Below are 18,786 nucleotides of genomic sequence, written 5' to 3' on the forward strand. Positions count from 1 at the left end.
ACTGCAGATAGAGGCAGATAAACACAGATAAACGCAGATAAATTAGAGATTATCTGCGTCAATCCGCCTTAATCCATTTTCATCTGCGGTTAAGAAATTACCTTTTTCAACCGCAGATAAATGCCGATTTACACATTACACACCAACCGGAGCACCAACAACCTCACCTTTCAACATCCGAGAAGCAGCATCAAGCAATTGCTCCTCCAAATAAGGCTTAGTGAAATAGCCCTTCGCGCCCAAACTGTAAGCCATTTGGCGGTGTCTGTCAGCACCGCGAGAAGTTAGCATCGCGATCGGCAATTCACACAAAACCGCATCCTTCTGCATCCGAGAAAGTAGTTCCAAACCGTCCATTCTCGGCATTTCAATATCGCAGAAAACGATATCGCAAGGCAGACCAGATTTCATCTTTTCCCAAGCTTCCTTACCGTCGCGAGCTTCTTCCACACGATAGCCAGACTTCTCAAAAGTAATCGACAATAGCGATCGCACGGTAATCGAGTCATCTACAATCAGCACAGTCGGCTCAGTCTTCTCGAGTTCCGCCTCGGCAGCAGCCCGATCGCCCTCATCCCAAAGCGTACCGCCAGTATCCTTCCGCAGCCTGCCGGTAGCCAAATCGATCAGCTCCAGAACATCCGCAATTGCCACGATCCGACCGTCTCCGAGCACCGTGGCCCCAGCAATCCCGATCGGCTTCGGCACCGGCCCTTCCAACGGCTTGATCACAATTTCCTGTTCCGTCGAAACCTGATCCACCTGCACCGCCAAGAAATTGCCAGCAGAGCGCAGCACAATCACCGAAATCATGTCATCGTCAGTATTAAACCCGTAAACACTGCCCCGACCCAAATGGCGGCTGTAAGCCAGCAGATCCCGCAGTGGCCGGAACGGCAAGCTTTGACCCCGCCACTCAATGCAAGGCAAACCATCCGCCCCCGTCGTCACCTGATCGCGAGGGACATCGATCATATCCTCGACCCCATCCATCGGGAAAGCAATGCGAGCTCGATCGCTAATGCAAGTCAGAGCCTTAGAAATGCTCAACACCAGAGGTAAACGGATCGTAAACACAGTCCCCTTGCCAATGGTTGAATCGATCGACACAGTGCCCCGAATTTCCTGCAACGAAGTCTGCACCACATTCATACCGACCCCCCGACCGGCGTACTCCGTCGCCTGTTCCTGAGTGCTGAAACCTGGCATAAACAGCAAATCGTAAACTTCCGAGCGAGACATCCTCTGAGCCTGAGCCGCCGTCAGCATACCCTGCTTAATCGCCTTCGCCTTCACCCTTTGCGGGTCAATTCCGGCTCCGTCATCAGAAACCGAAACCACGGTTTGGTTCCCTTGGTGGAAAGCGCGAATCGTAATCCTGCCGACTGCAGGCTTCCCAGCCGCCAGACGCACCTCCGGCGCTTCGATCCCGTGAGTAATCGCATTGTTCACCAAATGAGTCATCGGGTCATATAGTTGATCCACAATCATCTTGTCGATCAAAATATCCTTACCCTCAACCTGCAATTGAGCCTGCTTGCCGCACTTAATCGCAATTTCCCGCACCGCCCGGAACAGCCTGTCCGTTGTCTCCGCAAACGGCTTCATCCGGGCGCGAGTTAAACCTTCTTGCAGTTGAGTCGTGACTTGCCGCAGTTGGCGAGTCACCTGATCCGCCTCATCCACCAAAAACTCAATGTCCGCCGCCGACTCCCGTACCCGCACGATCAGCTCGATAATCTCCTGAGCCAAACTGTGGAAAGGAGTAAACCTGTCCATTTCCTCCGGTCTCCAGGCACTTTCCCTGGTGTGCGCCGAATCCTCAGAGCGCCAGGCCGATCGGTGTCCCTGCCGGTTTGCCAGCAAAGCAATCTCCAAAAGACTCCGCTCGTAGAAATCCTGAGTCCGCTGGCTCACATCGCTCAGCAGCGTTACCTGGTGCAGCAAATTGTCCAAAAACTGCCGCATCCGTTCTTGGTCTTGCTCCAAACTGTTGCGGTTCACAACCAGTTCCCCCATCAAATTGCTGAGGTTGTCCAGTTGCTTGACCGGCACCCGCATCGTCTGGTCGCCGAACCCGCCCGCGCGGGCATTCCGCCTGGGTCTGTTGATCGCCGACGGCCCCATATTGCCTTCCCCTTGGCGGCCGCTGTCCTTGGGATCTTCCAGCAGTTTTTCCAAATCGCCAAATTCGTCGTCGCTCTCTTCGGCAGCAGCGCGCGAAGCTTTACTGGCAGTTGTCGCCGGTGCAGAAATTTCCGGCATAGTTGCGCTCTCGCTGAGGAGTTCTTCGAGATCCGAAAAAACTTCTGTATTTACCGGACTCTGATTTGTGTTCCCAGAAGCTGCTATTACAGCTCCCGCACCCCCTGCAATTAACAGAGCTTCTAAATCGTCAAAATTGCCTTCGGCATCATCCTCATCGCCTGATTCGCCCTCGGCAAAAAAGTCTGCCAGCGATCCCTCTTCCAACTCCGAGGAATCTGCCTCGGCCGACTCGTCCTCAGCGTCCCAAAAGCCCGTCGTCAGTTCCGAAGTCACCAGAACCTCAGCATCGATCGAATCCAACAAATCGTCAAAACCCTCCAACTCTTGGTTGTTGAGAGTAGCCCCGGTTTCCATCGCCGAGAGCAAGTCAGCATCCCCATCAAACATACCATCGAGAGATTCTGCAGGCAGTGCCTCTAAATCCACACTCGAAAAATCCGTTTCCAGGGCATCAAACAAATCATCTTCGCCCTCAAACTCCCCGGCGGCATCTGTTTCGGCTCGATCGAACAAATCCGCACTCGCCTCGTCGAACAAACCATCGGGAGGTTGGGCAGACAACTCCTCTTGAGCCACAGCAGCGCCGTCATCTGGCACCGCTCCAGCATCGCCCTGCTGCATCATGCCCTCCCCAAACATATCCTCCAAGAAATCGAAAGCTGCGCCCTCATCAGATTCGACATTTGAAATTTCCGGCTCAGGACGATCGTCGGACAAAGCCCCAAGTTCAAGCTCTGCCGAATTTGCCAAGCCTTGGTCGGAAACAGCCGCACCATTGTTCTCGAACAAACTCCCCAAGTCGCCCTCATCAACTCCCACATCCGCACTCAGCAATTCTGAATGCCCATCATTGGACCAACTCCCACGGGCTTGCCCCGAAGCTTCTCCGTCATACTCAGTACCCGTAGGTACAGAACCGAACAGCTCAGCCAAATCCGCCGCTTCTCGGGAAGTAGCAGCTCCTTGCCGATCCCGCACAGTCTGTTCATCCTCAGAAATCGCGTCCGAGGTCATATCCCCAAACAGCGCATCTAAATCCGTATCGTCCACTTCCAGGTTGAGCGATTGCACAGACTCGTCTTCCATGCCGAAAGCATCTTCTAGCCAGTTTTCATCCGCAGAGATATCTAAATCAGAATTTGATGTCATGTTAAGAACGTTGCCCATTTCCTCATTTTGTGCGGTGCCTGCAGCTTGAGATCGATCGCCCCCGTTCTCCCCACCTTCGTCTTCTGAAGAAAGGAAATTAGAAGTAATCCCCAACAACTCGCTCAAATCCGAATCCTCGCCAAGCTCAGAGAACAACTCGAAATCATCGATTTCAGGCAGACCAACCGCTTCGGCCTCCGCTGAATCATTGCCCCCCCCTGCTGCAGGCTTCTTCGATTCTCCGTCTAAAGCCTCAGACTTCAGGGAATACTCCGAAGATACTGCCAGCCCACCTGTTGCCTCAGATAAGCCTAAATCGCCGAACAAGTTCTCGAAATCAGCATTGTCCGTACCACCTGCAGAAGTTTGGGCCGCCACTTCGTCCAAAAGCGTACCGAGAGCATCTTCGTCAGCTTGTCCCCTGGCTGGGGCCACCGTCTCGTCTCGCCGCTCCAAACCGCCCTTACCGTTACCCGTTTTAACCTGTTTGCGAGTTAACCGCTGGCTCGAACCCGCATTTTTCTGACCGGCAGCTACTGCCGAGCCCTCTGCCTCCTCTCCAAACAGCAAATCCTCCCCAAACAAACTCGTCAGGTCATCAATCGGAGGCTTCGTGTTCGTTTCGGAACTTTCCGCATCGTATTCGTCAAACAACAAATCAGTAAAATCGCCGGAATTGTCATCGTCTGACCCCAGCATTCCTGCCGATATCCCAGAAGACTGTGCATAGTCGAGGTCTTCTTCTTCTTCCCAAGCGCCATCGAGATCCGGGGACTCGCCGTCAAACAAGTCAGCTAAAGTGTTGAGTTCTGCCGCGCCCACTTCCGGGCCGGTGCGGGTCGAGCCTCTAAAAGCACCCGTCTCTATATCCGATTCTGCGAAGGCGGAATCCGCGTCGAACTGGGACGATCGAATGCCACTGTCATCGTTGCTGTTGCCACTGTCGAGTTGGTCGAACAGCTCGTCTATACTCAGCCCCGAAATAGTCGGCAGCAACTTGTTCAATCCATCCGGGGCATCGCCCGATCCCACCAGATCCCAGGCCTCATCCTCAACAGAAACCACATTTTTCCCGGATTTACTCGGTTGAGCGAAGGCCAGCAAATCTTCAAAATCTGTTTCTGGAACCAGAACAGCCGGCTGCAGCGCCAGAAGTTTTGCACTTGGTGCGATCGACGATTCTAGACCAGAAATTACCAGTTCTTGCGCTTGTTTGATGTCTTTGATCACCGTTGGCGCTAAGGTGCGGTAGGTATTTTCTGGGTTGGCGATCGCCTTGGATACAGCTTGGATCAATTCTATCCAGCAGGGCAGTTCAAATTCTTCCCCGGCCCTGAGCAAGTTCCGACAAATGTTCTTGAGTTGCCGCCTGCTTTCTGGCCCCTCCGGCTGTTTAAACTCTTGCAGGAGTTCCCGCATCCTCGCCGGCACGTCCGAGTCAAATACTAGCTGCAGCGCGCTGTCTTCTGTTGCTCTGGCATCAGGTGCATAAACTGACCGCGAATCCTGAATACTCCTTGATGAGGCCAACGCCCCGACTCCCATCCCCGCCATAACTGGTTCGGGTACGGCCAGAGCGCTGCTCTGGTATGAATGGTATTCTCCGTGTCCAACGAGTCCCCCCAAGTGCCCATTAAGTTCTTCAAATACTGGTTCTAATTCTCGAACCATCTGTTCTCCCAATTCTTCTGTCAGTCCAAAAGGCCCCGACAGTTGCTCTAACAGCCCTTGCAATGTGTCAAAAATTCGCAGAAACAGGGACTCTAGCTGTTGGTCTACTTTAACGCTGCACTCTTTTAATACTTTAAAACTATCTTCTAGTCGGTGAGCTGTTTGCTGAATGCTGGTCAGCCCCAGCATTGCTGCTCCTCCTTTGACAGAGTGAGCAGCCCTAAATACTTCGTTGACCAGTTCTGGGTCTTCGATCGTGGTTTGCAGATTCAGCAAGCCTTGCTCGATCGTATTGAGGTGGTCTTTTGCCTCCTCAATAAAGTAGCCCATTATCCTCTGTTGTTGCTCCGGTAGCATAGTTTTATTCCTGATTTTAAGCGTTATTGTATTGGGTCTATGTTAGTAGTTCTAGAGAAGGTCTTTGTAGATCTCGCCCTTTGCCAAGAGAATAATCTGACTGCGAGATATGGCAAATGTACTGGCTATTTTTGCTTTCGATATGCCCTCACTTAAAAGATAGCGAATCTGCTGCACTTGTTCGGGTTTGAGTTTGCGGTTAGGACATATCTTGCCTGGAACGAAAGGAAAGCGGTTTTTTTCGCTTGGCATCGCGGGAGTTATCGGCGGGGGTTCCTTCCCACAAATGGTCGGGATTGATACAACCGCGATCGTCGCAACTGTGACACGCAAAATAACCGGGTTTAACAGGTCTTCCCAGTTTGTGTTCTAGTACAAGTCTGTGGGGATAGAAACTTTGATTTTTCCCGTTAATCTTAATAGTTTGCACCGAGTAACCATCACTTCTTTTAGCCAACGTACAAATCATGCAGCCGTTCGGCTGTATTTGGGCTCGAATACCGGGAATTATTTCTATCCCTCGCAGTTTTTTTTGAGGTTGAGGAGCGGATGTACTTCCGACATCTTTAATACGTCCTTTCTTAAACCTATCTTGAGAATTTTCCAGCCGATAACCTTCCCATAAATGGTTGGAATTAATGCAGTTGCGGACATCGCAAGTGTGGCAAGCAAAGTATTCCGATCTAATCGGACGATCTAAGATATTTTCTAATACTAAACTGTGAACATTCAGCGTTTTCCATTCACCATTAATGCGAATTCTTTTGTTGGCATAGCCCCTGCTGTTTTTTGATAGGGTACAGATAATACAGCCCGTCGGCTGTATTTCACTAAATATACCAGGAATCACCTCTACTATGTTGTCGTCCATCTGTGCAACTCCTACTTCCTTTAGGTGTTGGATTGGCATCCTCGCAGCGGTTTCAAGACTGCGAGGTTGCTTTTTTTCTGCCATTGTTTCCACACTAACGTGCTTGTAAATCAGCCAGCAAAACTAGCATTAGACAATTGATTACTGCCTTTCTGCTGTTTCTACTCGGAATCTTTCCACCGATGTCAAAAGGTCGCGAGCAACGCCCACCAAATTTTGCAAAGCACCCGAAACTCGCTGCGCTTCTTGGGACGTTTCCTGAGCAGTTAATTCGACAGCTTGCATCACACTGGCCACGGCGCGAGCTGTTTCGTTTTGCTCTACAGTGTCGGCAGTAATCGATCGCACTAACACGTCAATTCGGTTAGTTACTTGAATGATATCTTCAAGCGATCGCTTCGCCTGTTCTGCCAATCTTGTCCCCTCAATAACCTGCTGGGTCCCTTCTTCCATCGCCGTCATTACCGCGCCGGTTTCGCTTTGAATTTGCATCACGATCTGTTCGATTTCTTTCAAAGACTTAGCCGATCGATCTGCCAATTGTCGCACCTCGTCTGCCACGATCGCGAAACCCCTGCCCGCTTCCCCAGCTCTCGCCGCCTCAATACTGGCGTTGAGGGCCAACAAATTCGTCCTGGAGGCGATCGTCGCAATTAAAGCCACAATCTTAGAAATTTCTTGAGAAGCTTCCGCCAACCTCTTGACTTTTCTGGTTGTTTCTGCTACTGTTTCTCGAATTTCCAAAATCCCCGCCACCGTCCGCTCCACAGCCTCGCCCCCTTTCAGAGCCGTTGCCGCCGCGCCCCGGGCCACTTCTTCCGCCTCTCTAGCGCTCTCTGCGACCCGCTGAATCGCATCGGTGAGGACTTGCACGGAATTCAGCGTTGCCGCCAGTTCCTCAGCTTGTCGCAGCGCGTCGGAAGACAAATCGCCCGCAAACTTGGCACTATCCGTAGCGCCTTTGCTGACCTCCCGAGCCGCCTGCTTCACCTGATGGACAATTTCGCGCAGATTTTGAATTGTCAAGTTAAACGAGTCAGCAACAGCACCCAAAACGTCTGCAGTCACTTCTGCCGTCACCGTCAAGTCACCCCGGGCCGCTCCTTCCACGTCGTCTAGCAAGCGAATCACTTGGCGCTGCAAGTCTTCTTTTGCCTGTTCCTGCTCGTCAGACTTGCGCCTGGTATCGCTAATCGTGGTTTGGATTACCTTCGCCATGTGGTTGAATTTAGCAGCCATTTTGCCAAATTCATCTTCCGAGTAAACCGTAGCGCGAGCGTCCAAAGTTCCTTGAGATACGGCATCGAACTGAGCTTGCAAATTATCCGACGACTTGCGTACCTGCTTGGCGATCAACTGGCCGATGCCCCAAGAAGTTAAAAAGCTGGTAAAGCCTGCGGCTGCGGTCATTACCCAGCCTGTTTGGCGCAGGTAAACGATCGCCTCCGGTTTGTCTTGCCGCAGAGCTTGATAGGAGGCAATGTTGGTGACGAAAGCCACAGCTACCAGAGAAACCAGTCCCGCCCCGATTGCCGTGTACAACTGTTTTGTAAACAAAGGGGCATTTTCCAAGAAAGCCAGTCCCCCCTGTTCTACTGTTACCGAAGTATCGACTGCTTCTGTTTCGGTGGGAGAAAAACTCGACACAGACGCATCAGCCGGGCCGCTTATGCTAAATATTTCGTCATCCCGAATTGCTGAGCCATCGCTGTTGTCAAAGTCCAGGCTGCTGCCTGTCGTTCCCATCATGCCGCTGGTCGAGTTGCCGAAATTGGTGTTACCTCTAGTCAATATCGAACTGCTGGCATCTTCTGAGATATCAAAGTCAGGCAAATTGCCCAAATCGTCAAATTCGTCAAATTCGTCTAAAAAGTCGCTGTGTTCTTGAGCGTTCCCAGTTTTTGACGACCAGGCGCTGTTGTTCTTGTCGGACGCCCCGAAAGCTGTCGCTTGTTCGTTTTCGTCGAAAGAGAAAGAATCGCTAAAAGCGTCGTCTTCAAAAGCATCTAACTCGAAGTTGTCTCTAGAGCTAAAGGCCGGGGGTTCCGAGTCGCTGTAACCGTTGCTGTTGGCGGAAGCTCGATCGACTGAATTAAATTGTCCCCGGCTCGACCTTTGACTTTGAGAGTTGGGGACAGCACCTCCCATCAACAGCGTTTCGTCTTCCGCCAGCGAATAGTTTGACGAGTAGTCCGACCCGTTATTCGGCTGTTTGTTTTGAGATCGAGAAGACCCCAAACCCGACGAGGGCATCGCCTCGGCAAAAGGGTCTTCCTCTTCGGCCCCAGGTGCGTTATGACCGTAATTTTGACCACTCTGGGGCGGGGATTGGTAGTCGTAGTCGGAGTTATCGTCGAATTCGTCTGGCAAATCGAGCGCAGCAAAAGGTTCGCCCAAATTGTCCGAGGGCGCGATGGGGGAGTCTAGTGGGTTCGAGTCGAAGGAATTCCCGACTTCTGAAGAGGCAAAACTTTGACCGTTGAGCATCTGAGTCGGAGCTTCGGAAAACGAATCTCCTGAGTAAGGTGCGCTTGAACCAGACACTTTGCTGCTAGACAAGTCAGCAGCATCAAACCCTCCATCATCTAAGGCAAAAGGGTCTCCAAAGTCCGAGTCGGCAAATTCGTCTATCTCTAGAGAGCCGGAGTTCTCAGCATAAGCTGCCATTCCGCCGCTGTCGCCACCAAAGGGGTTAGAATGTGAGGCTAAATCTGGGACTGAGCCTGCGCCATCGTCGTCTTCTGGTTCCCACCCCAAGCCACTCATCCCCAAGTCTGCCAAGTCCTCGTTTTCCATGTCGTCTGGGGATTGACTTCTATAGGAAAGGGATGGTGAATTTCCTTGGAAAAGTCCTAAATCCGGGTCTTCTAAACCTTCATCAAGAGATAAGTCTGGATAAAATTCTAATTCCGTTTCAGCAGACAAAGCCTCGAAATTTTCCGTTTGCAGCTCTCCAGATAAAAATTGGTCAGTGTAGGTAATTCCGCTGTGAGCGTGTTCCACCAAACTCTGGTCATCACTCAGGCCTAGCACAACCGTGTACTGTTCCCGCGCCACCTCATACTGTTGCAGTCCGTAGCAGTAAATGTGTCCGCACAGCAGGCGAGCGCTGGGGTCTTCGGGAAAATCTTCTACTAATTGATAAACTAGGGCTGCGGCTTCTGAATAATTGCCATCCATGTAGGCCGCTTCTGCCCGTTGGTAGTCCTGCTGAAAGTTGGTACTTGTTGCCATTTGCCGCCCTCTTTGGATTTTAGATTTTAGATTTGAGATTTTTGATTTTTATCTTGAATTGAATGTTTAGATGCGCGCCTCAAGTCGTGTGACTGTTGATGTTTAGACCTCAATCGAAAATCGCAAATCGCAAATCTAAAATCGATTTCACGCTGCCCACCGCGCCGAGCGCAGAATTTTCACTTGATCTAGCAGTCGGAGCACTTTCTGAGCTGGTGCACCTAACATCCATTCTCCCCTCAGAAATGGAATCATGCCGTCTGGTGCATTGTTCTGAGAGTGCAGTTGCTCTACGTCGAGCCAGTCCATCCCCACAATTCGATCGACTGCCAGCCCCAAAATCGTGTCTTGGTCTTCCACAGCCACGATCGGGATTTCCGGTCTATCTGTGTTCAGAGGTGTTTGGTCTCCCAGAAATTGACCCAGGTCCGCCACCCAAATCACTCGTCCTCTCATATTTAGCGTACCTAAAAGCAAAGAGGAAACGTTGGGGATCGGTGTCATGCGGTCTGGGGAAGGGGATAGTACCTCTCTAATCCCTGTCGCCGGCAGAGCGAACTCGTTCCCCGAAGGAACGTAGAACCGCAGGTGCAGCTCGCCTTCGGGAGTTTCTAGTTCTTGGAATTCCGGAGCCGGATCTACGCCTAGTCCTGGTAATATAAAGTCTGGGCTACCGCTAATCATAATTCTGACACCTGCATTTCTAGCAAATTGTTGAGGTTTCCCGCCAAGAAGAACTTGATCGAAACTTCGATAGTCGAAACTTGACACAGCCAAGCTTGACACAGCCAAGGGGTGAATGGCGCTACTGCCGGAGGTACTTGGCAATAAATTTGCTCCGTCAATAATTGACTGCCATCAATAAATTCGCGCGACCAATGTTTACAAATTAGCTCAAATAGAGTACGAACAATTAATTTGAAACCCCTCAAGCTTCACTTTGTAATCCCACCGCCGTCTCCATTGGTAAAACTCTGGGTAATTTCTGCGATGAATGCTAAACCGATACTCGGATTAGCGAGGAGTTGTTGACATGGCTGGTGTCGCGACAATCATGAACGGAGTCACTTAAGACTGACAATTGCACTCTCTGACTTTGTACAGAAATACCTAGCAATAAGTAGCTCTGTACATCAGTTTTTCGGAGCGGCTACAAGTGGAGAACAAGTATATTATATTTGCACTTTGAGCGTGTTAGACCACTTGGGTCTAGAAATTGAACAGAGTTTTACCGACGCCCTTATGCCAGCGCGCGGATTAATACATTCTAGTTTATGGTGCGATCGCCAATAGTACCCCCAGCTTTCTCTTTGTGGTGACCGAGACTTGAGCTAACCGCAGGTACAAAAAAGCTCCCATCCTGCCATCGGTGCGAAAGTTATTTTTCTTCTAATTGGTCTTCTAGCGATCGGTCTAATAATCTTTCTGAGAGATTGACCCGAGGGTAGCCCGGACCCACATATTTTTCTACCAGCATCAATAACTCGCTTTCACCAAAAGGTTTGGTGTAAAAGTCTGTAGCTCCGGCCATGCGGGCTTTAACGCGGTCGATAAATCCGTCGATGCCCGTCAGCATCACGATCGGCGTCTGCCGGAAAGCGCTCGAACTACGCAGCATAGCGCAAATTTCGTAGCCGTCGAGTTCCGGCATGGCGATATCACACAGAATTAAATCGGGTTTGAGTGGAAACACCAAACTCAGGGCTTGGAGGGGATTGCCGATCGTAGTAGCTTCGTAACCGTGTTCATTTAAAATTGACTCGACTGTTTTGCGAATAGTATTGTCGTCGTCAATACAGACAACTCTCGGAACCTTGGTTTCTGGGGACGACCATTCTTTTTTATTGTTGGCCGGGGCAACAGAGGGTTCGTAAAATACTTGCACCAATCCCTGCTGCACAAAGGGGTAAATCGCCTTAGCGACAGTGAGCACGTCTCGGTTGAGGTAGCGGGCCATTTGGCGGATCGAAGTGTGCCCATCGGCCCAGCGTCGGAGAGTATTAAAGGTATTGACAGGCAGCGCGACTCGCAGCTCGGATGGGTCTGAAATCACCGGACATTGGTTGGGCGACTGAATGTGAGGGTGAAACTGCTTCCACTGCTGCACCTGTTTGACAATCTTGGCCAGCAGGGAGCTAATTTCTAAGCTGGTCAGTTGAGGAGCCAAAGCTGGGCCCATTTCAAAAGTGAAGGAACCCTGGTGGAGACTGAGCAAGTCAAATAGGGTTTCGTGGATCATGCTCTGGATGATGTTGCGCCCTTGAGCTGGGGTGAGGATGTGGTTTTCTAGCAGGGCCCATAGGTAGCCGTATTCTGGGGCATTGGTAGATGCCATATAGGGAACTTGGATTTTGTCGAGGGCGGTATCTGCTTTGTAGCGGCGCAGGTAGTCGCGCAACCGAAACAAACTGCCCGCACTCTGGGTAGCGTAAATAATCTGACCGTTGAAGCAGAAGACATACCAGGATTGTCCTGCAAGGGAGCGCGGGGTAGGTTGAGTACCCGTGCTGCTGCCGGTGGAGGTGTAGGCCTCTACGAACAGTTCTCCGGTTCGCTGACCTAACTCAATCAATTGCAGGATGCTGCGGATGTCTATTTCACTCAAATTTCCCTGCATGCAGCTAAAGTATCCTCCTTAAAACCGTTGGCGTCTGAGCTCGGAAAGACTGTGTGCTGGCGAAAAGATTGACTTTAGTTGCCGTCAATAATTTACGCGCTGATGCCGATCTCACAATTGGGAATTGACGAAAGGGCGATACTTGCTGCCGTTCCTCGGCCGCGCTACCAGTCCACAAGCTGAAACCGCGAAACTCGCGGCATTCTCTAAGTGTAGAGTTTCACATTGTATTCCCACGGCATTGCCTAAACTCGTGGAATCCACATTGCACGATTGCACGGGTTCTTCGAGTGTGCAACACTGGCATTCCCGACTGGTTCAAGTCTTCGATCGCCAAAGTTTTGAAGTTTTTGCCTGAGTATGCCGTCAGTTTCTCCAGCACATCTTGGCGTAGGTCAACTTCAAAATACCGAGGATTCTCTGGTTCTACCGCTGCTACCAGCAGCAAGTGCCGATCGATCCCCTATGGGAACTTGAGGCTAGTCTGTTGGGTTGGATGAGTTGCGATCGAGGTTTTTTTTGGGTTTGCCACAGCCCTAAAATCAGGTGCAGTCAAAATGAACCTTTGTTGGCAATTGTCAGGAAAACCCTCAGTGCCGATCAACCTTTTTGCTCGCCCGCGGCGAGCGTCATAGGCTTGCGTCATTACCCTATTCTAAGGCAGCGCGGTTCAAATCCCTAGTCCGCCGAACCCCGACGCCGGCTTGGGGGCCGCAACGGCTTTTCTCACGATCGACCCCTAACTAAAGCTTTGTCAAATCAATAGAAAGTTTTGGATCGAAACGCCAGAGGCAAGCCCTGGGCTAACGACATGGGGATTTAGACTTGGGGATCAGTCGGTAGGGACTTTTAAGTCTCGTGAAACGATTGTGTTGCTAAAACCAGAGTGGTATAATTGGCCCAGAGCCATTCGCCAGAGTAAGAATAACTTTCAACCCATTGAAATATCCAAGAGGGCGAGTAACCCCGGCAACGCACTAATCCTATTAATTCGGAATAGTTAACGGGGAAATAATTGCAGCATAGGTCACGTTCAACCTTAAAAATATGAATAACTCAGCAAGTCTGCGCTCCTGGAGAAGTAAAGTTCTTTGAGTGAGTAGAGGGATATTTGAATGTCCCGTTGTCGTCTTGAAGGTGGCCAAGAATCCCCCGGCTTTAGAGGTGGGGAGGTTCAAAGACTGACCTTTTTCAGGTTTGGGCTATGGCAGTCTCCGCAGTGAGAGCTAGTCTTTAATCAAGCGGCATTGGTACTGCTCTCTCATTCCTCCAGACAACTGGCGGCGGCCGTACTTTCTGGAAGTTCTCCCGTGAGGGCGTGCTATGCGTGAGTGCTGAAGAAAAATTAGAAAAAAATGCTATCCCCCGATTGGGCAAACGATACCAAAAAGTAAGACTTAAGTGGCAAAAAGTTATCATTACTTGCCTATACTTGTTTACTTTAGGTAAGTTGACTAATGATCACACGCAGTGTTATGTTTAGTCAACAACCTTTGGCTTAAGGGGGATAGCCTACTTATGTTGGAATTAGCCGTCTACCCAACAGCGTAGGAAGTAAACACCACTTATCTTTTAGGCCTTTAAGTAACTTAAAGTAAGTTGGGATAGGTTTTACGAAGCAGAGGACTATTAGTGTGCTGTATCTAGCGGAAGTACAAAAACAGAAAAGCGGCTTTGGTCTCGGTGGCGGTAAGGCTGAACTGAAACTGCTAGCTTGTCAGCGGGGCGAACATAACTGGAGCGCCGTACCAGGCGATGACGGGATCCCAGTTGAGGAAGCTAATAAGTTTAACGACGGCACGCTGGTGCTGGTTGAGTTGAGCGCTAGCAAGCAAGTGCAGCGGATTCAGGAGGCGGCCCGCCAGTTGGTGAGCATTCTGCAAAATTTCTCGCGATTGCAGGACAAGTTTAAGGATAAGGAAGAGGAAATTGAACAGTGGAAGGCTTCTCTGACGTTTTCGAGTCAGGAACTCAATCGCCGGGAAATGGAAATGCAAGCCCGCGAAGAGCAGTTGGCTCAAATGGAAGAGGAGTTGGAGCGGCTGGAGGCTCAGCGCTCGGAAATTGAAAATACTAGAGATGAAGCTAACCGACTGCGAGAAGAAGTCGATCGCAGTCGCGTGGAAATTGAGACGGCTTGGGAACAGTTACGGGGCGAGCAGCAACGGGTGGCCCAGCAGCAGTCTGAGGTTCCGCAGGGGGCAGTAGTTGATGAGCAGCAGACGCAGAGGATTCAGGAGTTGATGCAGAAGCTGGGAGGGGCAATTGCTTCGGCCCACGGGGTGCGGGAACAACTGAATCAGTCTTTTAGTGCCGTGGGCGCTCAGCAGGCAATTCTGGATCAGCACTGGCAGCAGTTGGAGCAAAAACAAAGCATAGCTCAACAGCAACAAGAAGAGGTCGATCGACAAAATCAGAGCCTCCAAAACCGCTGGCAAGAGTGGTACCAATCTCAAGATGCTTTGGCCGGGGCTCGGGCGGAGCTTAAAGGGCAGCAAAGTACCCTCAGCGCTAAGCAGGACCAGGCTCAGTCGGTGTCTGTGCAGGTGCGGGCTGTTGAGGATCTTTACCAGCAAGTTTCCAGGCTCGCATCTGCTTCGGGTGCTGCGGGTACGGAGCAGAAAGTAGATGTGTCAGCTTTGGAGAAGATGCCTGTTGATGAGTTACAGGGGCTGGTGCAACACCTGCAACAGGATTTGGAAAAGGTGTTCCGGTTTGTTAACGATCAAGAGGAGGAGTTGACTCTGCAGCGGGAGACAATCGAGGAGCTGCAAGAGAAAATTCAAGCTGCTAGCGAGTACGATCGCATGGCTTTGGAAAATGAAATGGCAGATGAACTCGAAAGTTATCAGATGTTAAACGAAACTCTGGTGGGACAGCGCCTCCGGTTGCAGGAACGGGAAGATGTTTTAAAGCAGCATCAGGCGGTGCTGTGGCGGCGGCTGGGTACTGCTAATGCTCCAAAACAAGAGCGAGGAGATATTGATTTGGGGCCTATTGTCGCACAGCTCAATACTCAGCGGGAGCAGCAAAGCCAAGAATTGCAAAGACTGGAAAACGAAATTCAGCAGGTGCGGGAAGCCTTATCTCAAATTGAGGCAAATGTCAACCGCCAAAATGGGGAAAGTGAGGCGAAACGCTACGAACTCAAGCAGTTAGAGCAGAATTTGTTCAACCAGAAAGGTGCAGTGGCGCAACTATGGGGCAGAGTGAATGTTTATCAAGAAATGTTGCAGCCGGTGCAGGACAATTTGACTGCGCTACGCCAAAAGCTCGAAGCGGCGGCGGGGGAACTTGATCGCGTGCAGCAGACAGGAGAGGAGCAAGATCGGGTAGTTTCCGATTTGCGAGAAGTCCTTTCGGGTTTGATCACAGCTTAAAATTTAATATCTAAAATTATCGAAGGGTGTTCGACTCGACCGATCGCTCCTCCAGGAAATGGATCGGTTTGCGATCGGTTGGGCGCTACGATTAAGCTGGTTAGTTTTTCTACGCTTTCAAAACTCGATGCCGATGGCAATATTTGTTGCAGTAGTTGCCGCATTGCCCGTCGCTGCAGTGCCAGGGGTGCTTCACGCAAAATTGGGCGATTTAACTTGACGGGAAGTTGAAAATTCACCTGCGGACTGTCTGCAATTGGAGACATTGCTCGCTGTAGCAAGTCGCTGGCTGCAAGTTCGAGATATTCTACATCGGCGCGGAGGAGTTCGGCTGTTTGAGCTAGGGCTTGTTGGGCTTTTGGGTTGAAATGAGTTTCCAAATAAGGCAATAATTCCGATCGAATCCGGTTGCGACTATATTGCAAGTCTTGATTTGTGGAATCTTCCCAAATGGGTAGTTTTTGATCTTGACAAAATTGACCTGTTTGCGATCGAGTTATTTCCAGCAAGGGACGAACTAAATAGATTTTAGATTTTAGATTTTGGATTTTCGATTGGGAATTTTCATCCTGATCTTCCAATCGAAAATCGAGCAGGGGCCGCCTCCAAGTGAGGGCGGAAAGTCCATCGGCGCCACTGCCGCGAATCAGGTTGTAGAGGAGTGTTTCGGCGCGATCGCTGGCTGTGTGGCCTGTAACAATGTAGGGGTAGTTGTGGGCGATCGCAATTTCGGTTAAAGCTTGATATCGCCACTGTCTGGCCGCTGCTTCTGTTTTGGAAATCTCCGAGGCTGTTTCCAAATAGTAGGATATTCCCCAGTTTTTAGCTAATTGTTCTACATGATTCGCCGACGCTTGCGAGTCAGAACGCCAACGATGATCGCAGTGAACAATTCCTAGATTCCACCCCCATTTTTGCTGCAAATCTAGCAGTAATTTAATTAAACACAGAGAATCTTGTCCGCCCGATACTGCTACTAGCAACCGCTGATTCGATGGCAATATTTGTCGGTACAGCAGCGTCCTGTGAACTTGAGCGTGCAGGTGCGTCCAATTGGAAGATTCAGCCATGAGAGCAGTTTTTTATTAAGCAAAAATAAGGAAGTTATAAAACGAGCAGTGTCCGGGATTTAACCGATGGATTTTGAGCAAAGAAGGGGAAACATCCCCCTCTCCCAATCTCTCAGTCTTTGCCTTCCTAGCTCCACATTCCTATACTTTGGGGGTCGCGGTCGGGATACCTAGAAATAGGAAAATGATTACTTATTTCTGTTGAGTCACATTGCTTTAATGGCTCATCTATATCGGTTTGATTTGAGCTATCTACGGCGTAGTTTTGCACGGTGTCTGATCTTTCTGCAGCGGCAGGAAGGGCTTTTTGTTCTTTAATTTCCGGTTCAAGCGGAATGAACTCCAGACGCATTCTAAGTTTTCCTTTAGTCCAGTCTTTGCCAGCACTTAATAGCTCGCAATCCAGACCGTCTGAAAATAATTTTTCGTCTACCAATTTCGCCTGCATAATTGCCATAAATTCGCTGACTTTGAATGTACATTGATACATCAAAGCGCTGGTAGGGGCAGACACAACATCATCTTGTTTGGGAAATATTGGCAATTCGTCCATATTAATTGTCCTTATTTTAATGAATGAAGGAAGTTCGGCAACGAGCAATGTACGGGATGCAACGGATGTAAAGACGGAGGTTAGGAAGACCGAATTTAGAAGAGGTAAGGCAGAAATTAGAAGAGGAAAGAAGGCGCTTCGACTTCGCGATCGGGTAAAAAAAGGGAAGAAGGAAGAGGGAGTTAATTATTAGAATATCGCTGGTTGAGTAAGGTGGGAATTGCCCACCCTACAACCGGAGATGATATTAATCCCGATGCTTTGACTTATCCTGTTCTCCTGTGACCCATTGGTGGATCAGGAATTAGAAAAACCAACCGTAGGAATGTAAACCTTTGCCTAACAGATTTACGCCTAGATAGCAAATCCAAACTACCACAAAACCTGTGGCTGCTAAAATTGCTGGGCGTCTTCCCTGCCAGCCACGAGTAATGCGGGCGTGCAGGTAGGCAGCAAATACCAACCAAGTAATTAGCGCCCAAGTTTCTTTCGGGTCCCAACTCCAGTATGATCCCCAAGCTTCGTTAGCCCAAACCGCACCGGCAATAATGCCAACTGTCAGTAAAGGGAATCCTAAACCGATGATGCGATAGCTAATGTTATCAAGAGTTTCTGCTAGATTCAAGCGCTGGGGCGAGAGAAGTTCTGCGGTTTGAGTTGGGGCGGTTGATGAGGTTTGAACGGTTGCTAATTCGAGGAGTGCTGTGGTTCCCAAACCGTTATTGTTGGAGTTGAAAGAGGGTTCGCTGAAAACTAATGCGCTGTCGGCGCTGGTTTCTGCAATTTGAGGTTCGGGGTTTTGACGGCGTTGGAGGCGGTAGTTGCCGTTGCGGTTGCTATTGGTGCCGAAGGAACTACCGGTGAGTTCGATTTTTTGGCCGCGGGTGACGATTAAAAAGGCGATCGCCAGTAACGCTCCTACCATTAAAGTTGAGTAACTGAGCATCATGACACTAACGTGCATCATCAACCAGTTTGATTTGAGGGCGGGTACTAGGGGCTCTGCAGATTGCATGGTTGCCGGCAGAGTCAGGGCTGCAAAGGCGGATATTGCCATTGCTACGGGGGATGTGGCTACTCCTACTAAGCGGGAACGGCTCATGTTTTCCGCGACTAGGTGGATGGCGGTGATTCCCCAAACTAGGAAAAATAGGGATTCGTAGAGATTGCTTAAGGGGAAGTAGCCGGCTTCTATCCATCGAGAACCGAGTAAAGCGGCGATGGATAGGTTGGCGACGGCCATTCCTGCGGTTCCTAGGGCGGATAGGTAGGGAATGCCGGGGAATGCTGCGCCAACCCAGTAAATGAGCATTGTGGAGAACAAAACGGCAAAGGAGATGTTGTCCAGCCAGTTCTGGAGTACGACCAGATCCATAAAAATTACTCCGGTAGTGTTTTTACTTATTTTTGCTAACTAGATCGATCGTACTGGCGTTGGGCAGTTTTGGGTTTGGGATTTTGAATTTTTGTGGCAATTATGAGTGATTGGCGGTTGTTGAGGCGCGAGTGGGCGATCGCGCGGACGCATCAAACAAGCTACTAAGTAGTTAGACAGAATTAATTACACAAATACATAGTAGAATGATATTCCAGGCAAAATTATGAGTTAATTAGAA

Annotated in this window: 11 protein-coding genes; 1 reads left to right on the forward strand and 10 read right to left on the reverse strand. The window is 50.1% G+C overall.

Features of this window, described 5'->3' with window-relative positions:
- Positions 1-135: 135 nt before the first annotated feature.
- The 7 genes from QUA24_RS16275 to QUA24_RS16300 form a co-directional block, all read right to left on the reverse strand.
- The gene (locus tag QUA24_RS16275; protein WP_333230753.1) at positions 136-5,445 is read right to left on the reverse strand and encodes a response regulator; all 5,310 of its coding nucleotides are present in this window, start codon (positions 5,443-5,445) and stop codon (positions 136-138) included.
- Between the two features lie 51 nt (positions 5,446-5,496).
- Positions 5,497-5,697: a helix-turn-helix domain-containing protein gene (locus tag QUA24_RS27345; RefSeq protein ID WP_445242622.1), complete on the reverse strand. Its 201-nt coding sequence runs from the start codon at positions 5,695-5,697 to the stop codon at positions 5,497-5,499.
- A complete protein-coding gene (locus tag QUA24_RS16280) occupies positions 5,645-6,400 on the reverse strand; it encodes an HNH endonuclease signature motif containing protein (protein ID WP_333230754.1) in 756 nt (251 codons plus the stop codon). Before QUA24_RS16280 ends, QUA24_RS27345 begins: the two co-directional genes overlap by 53 nt.
- A 57-nt stretch (positions 6,401-6,457) precedes the next feature.
- Positions 6,458-9,550 (reverse strand): methyl-accepting chemotaxis protein, encoded by a 3,093-nt coding sequence (locus tag QUA24_RS16285; protein ID WP_333230755.1) that lies wholly within the window; start codon positions 9,548-9,550, stop codon positions 6,458-6,460.
- 147 nt (positions 9,551-9,697) lie between these two features.
- A complete protein-coding gene (locus QUA24_RS16290; RefSeq protein WP_039887356.1) occupies positions 9,698-10,231 on the reverse strand; it encodes a chemotaxis protein CheW in 534 nt (177 codons plus the stop codon).
- Entirely contained in the window at positions 10,231-10,482 is a 252-nt protein-coding gene (locus QUA24_RS16295; protein ID WP_333230756.1) for a hypothetical protein, read from the reverse strand. Before QUA24_RS16295 ends, QUA24_RS16290 begins: the two co-directional genes overlap by 1 nt.
- A 446-nt stretch (positions 10,483-10,928) precedes the next feature.
- Complete coding sequence (locus QUA24_RS16300; protein WP_333210283.1) at positions 10,929-12,167, reverse strand: response regulator; 1,239 nt, start codon at positions 12,165-12,167, stop codon at positions 10,929-10,931.
- A 1,634-nt stretch (positions 12,168-13,801) separates the two neighbouring features.
- Between QUA24_RS16300 and hmpF the strand changes: the two genes are divergently transcribed.
- Positions 13,802-15,547 (forward strand): pilus motility taxis protein HmpF, encoded by a 1,746-nt coding sequence (gene hmpF, locus QUA24_RS16305; RefSeq protein WP_333230757.1) that lies wholly within the window; start codon positions 13,802-13,804, stop codon positions 15,545-15,547.
- Here hmpF and tilS read toward each other — a convergent pair.
- The 3 genes from tilS to ccsB all read right to left on the reverse strand — a co-directional run bounded on the left by tilS (position 15,544) and on the right by ccsB (position 18,545).
- On the reverse strand, positions 15,544-16,617 hold the full coding sequence (gene tilS, locus QUA24_RS16310; RefSeq protein WP_333230758.1) for a tRNA lysidine(34) synthetase TilS: 1,074 nt from the start codon (positions 16,615-16,617) through the stop codon (positions 15,544-15,546). The two genes, hmpF and tilS, sit on opposite strands and share 4 nt — an antisense overlap.
- Before the next feature lie 127 nt (positions 16,618-16,744).
- Entirely contained in the window at positions 16,745-17,170 is a 426-nt protein-coding gene (locus tag QUA24_RS16315) for a KGK domain-containing protein (RefSeq protein ID WP_333230759.1), read from the reverse strand.
- A gap of 304 nt (positions 17,171-17,474) precedes the next feature.
- Positions 17,475-18,545 (reverse strand): c-type cytochrome biogenesis protein CcsB, encoded by a 1,071-nt coding sequence (gene ccsB / locus QUA24_RS16320; protein ID WP_333230760.1) that lies wholly within the window; start codon positions 18,543-18,545, stop codon positions 17,475-17,477.
- Positions 18,546-18,786 lie beyond the last annotated feature (241 nt).

Source organism: Microcoleus sp. Pol12B5 (assembly GCF_036701335.1).
Lineage (GTDB): Bacteria > Cyanobacteriota > Cyanobacteriia > Cyanobacteriales > Microcoleaceae > Microcoleus.

Coding starts and splice junctions, on each gene's coding strand:
- QUA24_RS16280 (WP_333230754.1), bottom strand. CDS start 6,400: ATGGCAGAAAAAAAGCAACCTCGCAGTCTTGAAACCGCTGCGAGGATG.
- QUA24_RS16285 (WP_333230755.1), bottom strand. CDS start 9,550: ATGGCAACAAGTACCAACTTTCAGCAGGACTACCAACGGGCAGAAGCG.
- ccsB (WP_333230760.1), bottom strand. CDS start 18,545: ATGGATCTGGTCGTACTCCAGAACTGGCTGGACAACATCTCCTTTGCC.
- tilS (WP_333230758.1), bottom strand. CDS start 16,617: ATGGCTGAATCTTCCAATTGGACGCACCTGCACGCTCAAGTTCACAGG.
- QUA24_RS16275 (WP_333230753.1), bottom strand. CDS start 5,445: ATGCTACCGGAGCAACAACAGAGGATAATGGGCTACTTTATTGAGGAG.
- QUA24_RS16300 (WP_333210283.1), bottom strand. CDS start 12,167: ATGCAGGGAAATTTGAGTGAAATAGACATCCGCAGCATCCTGCAATTG.
- QUA24_RS16315 (WP_333230759.1), bottom strand. CDS start 17,170: ATGGACGAATTGCCAATATTTCCCAAACAAGATGATGTTGTGTCTGCC.
- QUA24_RS27345 (WP_445242622.1), bottom strand. CDS start 5,697: ATGCCAAGCGAAAAAAACCGCTTTCCTTTCGTTCCAGGCAAGATATGT.